Origin of the sequence: Acinetobacter rudis (assembly GCF_031157835.1) — a bacterium.
Classification (GTDB): Bacteria; Pseudomonadota; Gammaproteobacteria; order Pseudomonadales; family Moraxellaceae; genus Acinetobacter; species Acinetobacter rudis_A.
On sequence record NZ_JAVIDR010000013.1, the window covers coordinates 71224 to 81947 of the forward strand.

Annotated in this window: 9 protein-coding genes; 6 read left to right on the plus strand and 3 right to left on the minus strand. The window is 37.5% G+C overall.

What is annotated here, in order from left to right:
• The first annotated feature begins 85 nt into the window (after positions 1-85).
• Both argA and RFH42_RS11910 read left to right on the plus strand, forming a co-directional pair.
• Entirely contained in the window at positions 86-1441 is a 1356-nt protein-coding gene (gene argA / locus RFH42_RS11905) for an amino-acid N-acetyltransferase (RefSeq protein WP_308975862.1), read from the plus strand.
• Positions 1442-2159: 718 nt separating this feature from the next.
• Positions 2160-2774 carry a TetR family transcriptional regulator C-terminal domain-containing protein gene (locus RFH42_RS11910; protein WP_308975863.1) on the plus strand — a complete coding sequence of 205 codons (615 nt, stop codon included), beginning with the start codon at positions 2160-2162 and terminating at the stop codon, positions 2772-2774.
• A gap of 107 nt (positions 2775-2881) precedes the next feature.
• Here RFH42_RS11910 and RFH42_RS11915 read toward each other — a convergent pair whose 3' ends face one another.
• Positions 2882-3457, minus strand: a complete 576-nt coding sequence (locus tag RFH42_RS11915) for a 5'-methylthioadenosine/S-adenosylhomocysteine nucleosidase family protein (protein ID WP_308975864.1) — start codon at positions 3455-3457, stop codon at positions 2882-2884.
• Positions 3458-3551: 94 nt separating this feature from the next.
• Positions 3552-4700 carry a TDT family transporter gene (locus tag RFH42_RS11920; protein WP_308975865.1) on the minus strand — a complete coding sequence of 383 codons (1149 nt, stop codon included), beginning with the start codon at positions 4698-4700 and terminating at the stop codon, positions 3552-3554.
• Positions 4701-4909: 209 nt separating this feature from the next.
• Here RFH42_RS11920 and ribF point away from each other — a divergent pair, with 209 nt between their 5' ends.
• The 4 genes from ribF to RFH42_RS11940 all read left to right on the plus strand — a co-directional run bounded on the left by ribF (position 4910) and on the right by RFH42_RS11940 (position 9820).
• Positions 4910-5911, plus strand: a complete 1002-nt coding sequence (ribF, locus tag RFH42_RS11925; protein WP_308975866.1) for a riboflavin biosynthesis protein RibF — start codon at positions 4910-4912, stop codon at positions 5909-5911.
• 64 nt (positions 5912-5975) lie between these two features.
• The gene (gene ileS, locus RFH42_RS11930; protein WP_308975868.1) at positions 5976-8813 is read left to right on the plus strand and encodes an isoleucine--tRNA ligase; all 2838 of its coding nucleotides are present in this window, start codon (positions 5976-5978) and stop codon (positions 8811-8813) included.
• Positions 8806-9345: a signal peptidase II gene (lspA, locus tag RFH42_RS11935; protein ID WP_308975870.1), complete on the plus strand. Its 540-nt coding sequence runs from the start codon at positions 8806-8808 to the stop codon at positions 9343-9345. Before ileS ends, lspA begins: the two co-directional genes overlap by 8 nt.
• On the plus strand, positions 9338-9820 hold the full coding sequence (locus tag RFH42_RS11940) for an FKBP-type peptidyl-prolyl cis-trans isomerase (protein ID WP_308975871.1): 483 nt from the start codon (positions 9338-9340) through the stop codon (positions 9818-9820). Before lspA ends, RFH42_RS11940 begins: the two co-directional genes overlap by 8 nt.
• Before the next feature lie 496 nt (positions 9821-10316).
• Here RFH42_RS11940 and RFH42_RS11945 read toward each other — a convergent pair whose 3' ends face one another.
• Positions 10317-10691, minus strand: coding sequence for a tetratricopeptide repeat protein (locus RFH42_RS11945; RefSeq protein ID WP_308975872.1), 375 nt, complete (start codon positions 10689-10691; stop codon positions 10317-10319).
• Between the last annotated feature and the right edge of the window lie 33 nt (positions 10692-10724).

The window sequence follows — 10724 nt, forward strand, 5'->3', positions numbered from 1 at the left end:
TTACTCTCTTTTCCTCACACTGAATGAAAAGTTTTTAGTTTTGTTCAGTATAATCAACTCATACAGGCTTTCAGTTGATTCACTCATGCAAACGGACCTACAGACTTCTAATCACAAAATCACTCAGCAACATGTACATTGGTTTCGTAATTCAGCACCATATATTAATGCACATCGAAATAAGACTTTTGTGATCATGTTTGCTGGAGAGGCCGTACAGCATGATAACTTTCAACATATCATTCATGACATTGCCTTATTACATTCCTTAGGAATTCGTCTAGTTTTAGTACACGGCGCTCGTCCACAAATCAATCGTCAGTTAGAAATTGCAGGAATTGATACTCCTATTCACCTCAATCGCCGTATAACAACACGACAAGCCATTCCAAGTGTAATGCATGCAATTGGTTCAATTCGTCTTGAAATTGAAGCACTGCTTTCTATGGGCTTAGCTAACTCTCCAATGTACGGAGCACGCATTGATGTGGTATCTGGTAACTTTGTTACTGCAAAACCTTATGGCATTCGTAATGGTATAGATTTTCAACTGTCAGGAGAGGTTCGCTCCATTGATATCGAAGCCATAACCAGCCATTTAAATCATCATAATATTGTTTCACTTAGCCCTATTGGCTATTCAACCACAGGTGAAGTTTTCAACCTTTTAGCAGAAGAAGTTGCAACCAAAGCTGCTGTTGAACTTAAAGCTGAAAAATTGATCTTCTTAGGTAACCAACAAGGCTTACTGGATGAGTTTGGTCAGTTATTACGTGAACTTTCACCACATCAATTAGATCAGCACATTGCTAAATATCAAGACTCCAATCCAGACTTTGCACTCTATCTAAATAATGCCAAGAATGCGAGTTTGAATGGTGTGCATCGTGTGCATCTTATTTCTTATAGTTATGATGGTGCTTTAATAGAAGAATTGTTTACTCGTGATGGCTTTGGCACCATGATTACCGAAGCACATTATGAAGAAGTGCGCATGGCAAATATTCATGATGTAGGTGGGCTGATTAATTTACTGCGCCCACTCGAAAAAGAAGGTATTTTGGTTTATCGCTCTAGAGAATTACTCGAAAATGAGATTGATCAATTTGCTGTAATCGAACGTGATGGCATGATACTCGCCTGTGCTGCATTATATCCAATCCCTACTGAGCCAGGCCAAATTCAATCTGCAGAAATTGCATGTATTGCAGTACACCCTCAATACCGCAAATCTAATCGCGGTACACAAATTTTACATTTTCTTGAAGCAAAAGCATTACAACAAGGTATTCAACAAGTCTTTGTACTCACCACACGGACTTCTCATTGGTTTATTGAACATGACTTTCATCCTGTCAGTGTTGATGAACTACCTGCAGCACGGCAAGCACTTTACAACTTCCAGCGCAACTCACTCGTTTTTAAGAAATCCTTAACTTAATACTCATATACCCATGGTTTAAATCATGGCAAACGAGTGATTGAAGTAACGTAACCATTTGTTCCACGTGAAGCAAAGTTGTTCTGTATATTTTACTTTTTACAAGTGAGTAAAACACTCAAATGCACAAGTAAAAAACATCAATCACTCGAATAGACTTTCAATGAATATTGACTTAACCACTGTAGTCCTAATCTTCATTTTAAAAATAAAATTCACTCAATATAGATCATAATTTTGATCTCAAAATTAATCCTAAAATTTGCAAATTTTGTTGTGTACAAAATAAAAAAACAGCTTGTTGTATGTTGCATAAAATAATTGCTATTTTAGGTGATGAAATATAGAGTATTTATTATTTATGTACTGTAACTCGCTCTTTTGTTTTTAAAATGCATAGTAAGTATAGTCACGTCACATTGTATAAATAATTTTAACAATTGACTAAACAACAAATAAAAAAATGGAATAATGTAGCATAAATAACAGATCACGTATTTTTTGATATCAACAATTATCTTACCTACCCTATAGAATGCCTAAAATACAAACACAAACTATACAGTATAAAAAAATCATTCCTTCTTTTCATATAAAGGAATATACATTTAATTAATTTTACTTCACAATTGATTTAAAACTCGGTTGCTTGCCTGTCAACAAATCAAGCATTTTACCGTACAATTTAGCCACCAATTTTTCAATGTAATGAGCTGCAATGGAACAGAAAAAAAGCACCCAAAAACGGCAACAGCTACTCGCTGCTGCACTTGATGTATTTTCTTTATATGGATTTAGTGGAGCAAGCTTAGACGAGATTGCTCAATTAGCAGAAATGCATAAATCTAATATTTTCTACTACTATGAAAATAAAGAAGCCCTCTACATCGAAGTACTCACCAGTGTCATGCAAAAATGGTTAATTCCTCTGCATGAGCTCAAAGCTGAACTCGAACCAGCTGAAGCAATTTCACTTTATTTGATGCAAAAAATTGAAGTTTCACGTACCCAGCCGAAGGCTTCCAAGCTCTATGCATTAGAAGTTATTCAAGGCGCGCCTCATATTCACGCAATTTTAAAAGGTCCCTTGAAGAAATTATTTAAGCGTAAGGCAAAAGTAATCTTAAATTGGCAGGAACAAGGTAAGATTTCGCCTCTTATTGATCCAGAACTACTGCTGATTAACCTTTGGGGAATTACTCAAAACTATGCTGATTTTAGTACTCAGATCGAATTCCTTGTAGGAAAAACTCTGCGCAATCGTAATTTATATCAACGTAGTATCGAACATACTGTTCATCTTGTTTTATACGGTATGATACCACGTAGCTAACTTATGACTCACATGCAATATAAGTAAGTTTTGGCACACGGCCATAGCACTCACTATGGTCGCCTAAAACAACTCAACAACCATCATGATAATAATAATCGTTGAGTCTACAAATTAATGTCTTGATAAATTGATAATAACTTTTTAGCACCAATCAGCAAATTGTCCTGCCATTCAATATGTGCTTCTTGATTAGCCCCATCACTAATATATTTTACAGAAATCAAATTCACCCCCAGTTTTTTACAAACCTTGGCAATTGCATACCCCTCCATATCAACTAAATTACATGCAAGAGGAGAAATTGTAGTCGCAAAATTATCCCCTGTTCCGCAGATTCCTTTACGTAATTGTGGAAAGTGAGCGTCTAAGTCAATATGACTAGGATACTCTTCATCCATTGGCGTCATACCCAATTCGAATCCTAAAGCTGAAACATCCATATCTCTTTGTACAAAACGAGTTACTTCTACTAACTCATGTGCATCAAATACATGGCTGCCTGCTGTTCCTAAATTAAGTAGCGTTGTACAACCCGTTTCCATAATAACTTGGTAGGCTTTAAAAGCAGCATTAACCTTACCTATACCACTGTAATGTACTTTAATTTGTTGTTGTTCAAAAAGTCCTTGCGATTCGCTTGGCAAAGCCATCATCAATGCCACATCAGCCTTATTACTCATTTCACTCAATATTCAATTGCTATTTTGGATATTGTATATGATACAAAATTTGGCCCAACAACATTGGGCCATTTAATATCTCATCTATTATTTATTATATTTGATTCGTTAACTTAGTTTGTTGATCCAAATAATGTTTTAAACATGGTGAAAAGAATAAATCTCCGCGATAAATACCTAAGATAGTTCTTCCAATGACCATAGCCCATAATAAACATAATAAAGTAGCCAAACCTAATCCAATGCTATGAATGACTTGTATATTCGTTTGTATTGCCAATTGCAGTATCGCTAAAGTAAAAACACCTAATGGAAAGGTCAAAGCCCACCAACCTAAATTAAATGCTAACTGCTTGACATGACTAAGCGTAGTAAGAAGTGCTATAGCAAGCCACCATACTCCAAACCCAAGTAAAATTACACTTGCTAACCAGCCAGCATGCTTTAAGAAAATACCCAATGAAGATAGATCAAAATATGTCATTAACGGCTGACCTGCTGCACCTAAGACCAGCAATGCTAAAGCACCTGTACCAATTGGACCTAAAGCCAGCCAACTACTCATCGCAAGTTCACGCCCAGGCAATTGATGCAGCGCTAAACGTAGCATCAAGATGCTTAATACTGCAAAAGCGGGTAATACAGACATCCCCCAAAGCACATAACTCACGATCAGTATTGCTAAACTTTCAGCACTATAAGGAAGATGCTGCAATAATAGACCACCAGAGCTCGCTGCAACCTCACAAGCGACAATAGGTAATAACCACATTGCTGTCATGTTTTGTAATTGATGCTCTTGCCGACTGAACATACAAAAAGGGACGATAATTCCAATCAATACTGCAAGTAAAATGTCGATGTACCATAAAACATGTGCAATTTGAATTGCGACATCACCATATAAGTCTATTCCGTATTTTAAAAAACCATTGAGCAACGTTGCCAAAGCCATTGGAATAGCGCCCAAAAATAAAGCCATACTTGAATGAGAAAAAATTTGTCGAGCTTCTACTGGATAAATCATCCACCGCAAAATATAAAGCACACTAAAAACAAGGAAGAAAATAATATTTAAATGCCATAATGCCTGAGCAATCCATAATAAGAATTCAGATTGTTGTGCAAACTCAGGTAAAATCAGGGATACAACACCTGTTCCCATTACCATGGTGAACCAGTTTGGGGTAAATTGACGAATCAATTCCTGCGGCTGTTGCAATTGATAAAATGGCTTTTTCATAGCGCCTTCCTTTAACAATCCATTTTCTAAATTGATGTTCAAATTATATAAAGGACTTTTAATTTATAAAATTGATTTATTCACATATAATTCATCATTAAAATTGATATAAATTGATGATTTTTTTTTGAGTAAAAACAGAACAACAAGACGAAATTATGAGATTATGGCAGAATACTCCTTTTAAATGTTAAGCCGATTTTGAAATCATGAAGCTGTTGCGCTTAAATGCTTTATCTCCAAATCTAAAATTACCTGCTACTGCGGTGACCATAGGCAATTTTGATGGCGTTCATCTTGGACATCAGGCCATGATTTCGCAGCTTAAAAATATTGCAGAACCCCTTCAACTCAAGACATTAGTGATTGTTTTTGAACCACAACCGCTTGAATTTTTTAAAGGTGCTGAAGCACCACCACGTATTAGTTCACTCAGAGAAAAAGTTGAATATCTGACAGAACTAGGTGTTGACTACATTGCAATTGCCAAATTTAATAATGATTTTCGTAGTCTCAGCGCACATGCTTTTGCCGATTTATTAAAAAATCAACTAAATACACAAAACCTTGTCTTAGGTGACGACTTCCATTTTGGTAAAGATCGTCAAGGGAATAGTCAATTTTTAAAAGACTATGGTTTTCAAGTTACTAATTTACCTACAATTGAACATTTAGGTGAGCGTGTTAGCTCTACCCGTATTCGACAGGTTTTAGCATCTGGCGATTTAGCTTTAGCCGCACAATTATTAGGTCGACCTTATAGTATGATTGGTCGAGTACAATATGGTGATCAAATTGGCCGTACACTAAACTTCCCGACAATCAATGTTGCAGTTAATCGTCATAAGCCTTGTCTTAAAGGAATTTATGCGGTTGAAGTTATTTGTGAAACTCAATCACTAAGCACTAAAGTTGTCACCGATCAACCGAATAAACCGGGTATTGCGGGCTATCAAGCTCATGCCTTATTCGGTGCGGCTAATGTGGGAACCCGCCCTGCAATCAAACAACATCAGCCAGAATGGCGATTAGAAGTTCACTTTCCTGAAGTTTCTGCTAATCTGTATGGCTTATTAATGCGGGTAAGATTCCTCCACCATTTACATGGTGAACGTAATTATCCGTCTCTTGAGGCGCTTCAAGAAGGTATAGACAATGATGTCTTAGAATTGCTCGAATATAGACGCAATACATCAGAATCACCTTTTTAATTTAAATTTACTGTAAAACAACGTGTCAGCACAGCGGCTGATAAAAACTTGGATGACATCTTGCATGAGCGATAAGCAAACTTCTGAAAATGTAGTGGACTACAAAGCCACCCTGAACCTCCCAGGTACTGAATTTGCCATGAAAGCAAATCTCGCAGTACGTGAAGAGAAATGGATCGAACAGTGGTATGCCGACAACATTTATCAGCAGATTCGTGAATCGCGAATTGGTAAGAAAAAATATGTCCTACATGACGGCCCTCCATATGCAAACGGTACACTTCACTTAGGTCATGTGGTTAACAAAGTTCTCAAAGATATTATTGTAAAAAGTAAAACTTTAGATGGTTTTGATGCTCCGTATGTACCTGGCTGGGACTGCCATGGCTTGCCTATTGAACTAAAAGTTGAAGAAAAAGTTGGTAAAGTTGGTGTCAATATTGATGCCTCAAGTTTCCGTAAAGCATGTCGTGAATACGCTCTCACTCAAATTGACATCCAGAAAAAAGATTTTATTCGTATGGGTGTTGTAGGAGATTGGGACAATCCGTATCTCACAATGAACTTCAAACAAGAAGCAGACATCGTTCGTACTTTAGGCGCAATCCAAAAAGCAGGACATATTCAACCAGGTCTAAAACCAGTGAACTGGTGTATGGACTGCGGTTCTGCACTTGCTGAAGCTGAAGTCGAATATGAAGATAAAAAATCAGATGCAATTGACGTTGGCTTTAGTGTTGTTGACCTTGAGGAACTCTCAAGCCGTCTTGGGATAAAAGTAGATACAGCAACTGATGTTGTTATTTGGACCACAACCCCTTGGACACTCGCTGCTAACCAAGCTGTGAGTTTCCATGCCGAACTTGAGTATCAATTGGTTCAGGTGCAAGCTGAACATGGGGTATACAACCTTATTTTAGCCAAAGACCTAGTTGCCTCTGCATGTGAACGTTATAAATTAGAATCTTTCACGGTCTTGGCAGAATTTGCAGGTCAAGCATTAGAGAACCTCAGCTTACAACACCCATTAATTGCAGAACGACATGTTCCTGCCATTTTAGGTGAACATGTTACAGCCACAAGTGGTACAGGTGCGGTACACACAGCACCAGGTCATGGTGTAGACGACTATAAAGTTGGTTTACTCTATCAACTTGCTGTAGACAATCCGGTTGGTGGCAATGGTGTTTATCTCCCTTCATCACCACTTTTTGCTGGTGTACATATTTATAAGGCCAACCCACAAGTTATTGAGGCATTACGTGCCGTAAATAAATTATGGGCTCACCAAGTTATCGTACATAGTTACCCACACTGCTGGCGTCATAAAACACCAATTATTTTCCGTGCTACACCACAATGGTTTATTAGCATGGATGCTCAAAACTTAAGACAGCAAGCTTTACATGCAATCGAAAATGACATCCAATTCGTTCCTGATTGGGGTAAAAACCGAATTGAGTCAATGATTGATGGTCGTCCTGACTGGTGTATCTCACGTCAAAGAACTTGGGGTGTTCCTATTCCATTCTTTGTACATAAAGATAGTAATGAGTTACACCCACGTACATCTGAATTACTAGAAGAAGTCGCTCAACTGATTGAAGTTGAAGGTATCGATGCTTGGTATAATCGTGAAGCGAAAGACTTCTTAGGTGATGATGCTGAACACTATAATTGTGTACGTGACACACTTGATGTTTGGTTTGACTCTGGGACTACACACTATGCAGTGTTACAACAACGTCCAGAACTACAAGCACCAGCAGATCTTTATCTTGAAGGCTCAGATCAACACCGTGGTTGGTTCCAATCTTCTCTGCTTACCTCAGTAGCTATTAGTGGTAAAGCACCTTATAAAGCGCTCTTAACACACGGCTTTACTGTAGATGAAAAAGGAAGAAAGTTGTCTAAATCATTGGGCAACTTTATTCCATTAGATGACATCATTAAACAATTAGGTGCTGATGGTCTACGTCTCTATGTTGCTTCAAGTGACTACCGTTATGAAATTGCAGCAAGCAAGGAAATCTTTAGCCGTGTAAGTGACAGCTATCGACGTATTCGTAATACATTACGTTTCTTACTTGCCAATCTTAATGGTTTTAAACCGAGTACAGATGCGCTTAAAGTTGATGAACTCATTGCATTAGATCAATATATTCTTCAACGTGCCAACGAAGTACAAAAGACAATTCAAGCAGCTTATGCTGACATGAATTTCCACCAAGTGTGTAGTGCTTTAACTGGGTTCTGTATCAATGACTTAGGTGGTTTCTATCTAGATATCATTAAAGATCGTCAATATACAAGTAAAGCTGATTCACAAGCGCGTCATTCGGCACAAACTGCACTGTATCATATCGTTCAAGCATTTGTACGTTGGATGAGCCCTATTCTAAGTTTCACAGCACAAGAAGCATGGCCGTTAATTCCTGAACAAGATCAAGCTTATGTCTTTACTGCTGAATGGTATGATATTCCAGTTGCCTCACAAGAGAATCTTCTCTCAGAAGCAGATTGGCAAACATTGATTCAAGTAAAATCAGCAATTAACAAACAAATCGAAGCTGCACGTAATGCTAAGATTATTGGTAGTAACTTGTCTGCTAAAGTAGAACTATGGGCTAGCCCAGAACTACAAAAAGTACTTAATCAATTGGGCGATGAACTTCGCTTCGTACTCATTACTTCTATCGCAGTTGTTTATGATGCAGCTAATGAAGGTGAAGCAACAGATCTCGAAGGTTTACGCGTTCGTGTCTCTGCTGCTGAAGGTGAAAAGTGTGTACGTTGCTGGCATGTCCTTCCTGACGTCAATAGCCATGCTACACACCCTGGTCTATGCGGACGTTGTATTATAAACGTCACTGGCAGTGGCGAAGTGAGAAAATATGCCTAACCCTCAAAATAAAAAGGGCTTATTTCAATTTTATCCTCGTAACATTATGTGGCTTGGACTTTCAGTCCTTGCCATCATTTTGGATCAGTGGACTAAATCGATTGCCAGCACACATTTAATTTATGCCCAGTCTGTAGATGTCTTACCATTTTTAAATTGGACTTTGCTGCATAATTATGGTGCTGCCTTTAGTATGCTTTCTGATGCTGGTGGCTGGCAACGATACTTCTTTACTTCCCTAGCTGCAGGGGTTTCTGTTGTTTTTGTTTTTTGGCTCATGCGTATGCCAAAAAATACCTTCATCTTACCTGCTGCGATTGCCCTAATTTTAGGTGGTGCTGTTGGCAACCTAATTGACCGTATAACCCTAGGGTATGTTGTTGATTTTATACACGTATACTACCAACAACACAATTTTCCAGCATTTAATCTTGCGGATAGTGCGATTACCCTCGGTACCATTTTATTGTTAGTGGATACTTTCTTCTTAGAAAAGAAACGTGTTCAAAATGCGGAAAAAAAACATGACTGATATTGTCTACCCTAACGAGGAAATTCGCATCAGCAATGGTGCTCAAGTTGATTTACACTTCTCAGTTTCCATTGAAAATGGTGTAGAGATTGATAATACACGTGGTCGAGAAAACCCTGTCAGTCTAGTCATTGGTGATGGGAGCTTGCTCCCTGGCTTTGAGAAAGCGTTATTTGGATTACGTGCAGGTGATCGTCGTACAGTGAGTCTGCCACCAGAAGATGCCTTTGGGCCTTGGAATCCTGAAAACATTCAACGTTTTGATACTGTCAAGTTTGAGCAAACACCTGTTGTTGGTCATATGATTGAATTTGAAGATAAAGCCAAAACTAGTTTATTTGGAGTTGTTCAATCTGTTAATGATGACATTACGGAAGTTGATTTCAACCACCCTCTAGCGGGCAAAAATATTACCTTTGAGGTCGAAATCTTTAAAGTGACTCCTGCTGGACAACAAGGCATTAAACTAATGTAAATCATATAGTTATTTTATAATAAAGCTCCTTCGGGAGCTTTTTTATATCGAGTAAAAATATTTTTTGTACGTAATTACCTACAAGATAAACCGTTTATAGCGGATAGATTCATTTAACACAATTTACTATTCTTAACACATCAGGAAACAGGAAGTTTCCAAACAAAAATAATAATAAAAGAGATAGGACAAGGATGCAAAAGCATAAACAGGATGTTTATCGCTATGATCAAATATAAAAAGGTCTCATCAGGATGATGAGGCCTTTTTTAATATGTGCATATGATCTATTGTTCTTTAATTGAACATTGCCATTTTTCAATACGAGAGTATTTATTCCAAGACATTCACAATCCATCAAAATAATCAGCATCAACTTACATATACTTAAAGTAAGATTGATCAATATATTTTTTATCTCATATTTTCAAGCTGAGCCATAATAGATTGTGCTTTTTGTTTTCCTTGCTGCCGTTGTGATTCATTTAAAATTACATCAAAATTTTTTTAGATTTAACTTTGCCTGAGTATTATTTTGTTGAGATGCTAAGGAAATCCATGCATAAGCTAAAATATAATCTTGCTGTACCCCAGCCCCTTGTGCATATAGCAGCCCAATTTCATTATAAGCTGGAACATAAAATTGTTGAGCAGCCTTCAAATACCATTGATAGGCTATTTTAAAATTTTGTTGAACATATGCACCTGTTCTATATCTTTGCCCTAAATTTAATTGTGAATGAGAATCCCCTGCACGGGCAGCTCTATATTCATATTTTCTAGGAAGATATTTTCCCCCGATAAAAAAAAATCCCCCAGCATTTAAACTGGGGGATTTTAGAATAATGAGCTGGCGATGACTTACTCTCACATGGGTAACCCCACACTACCATCAGCGCGAAGA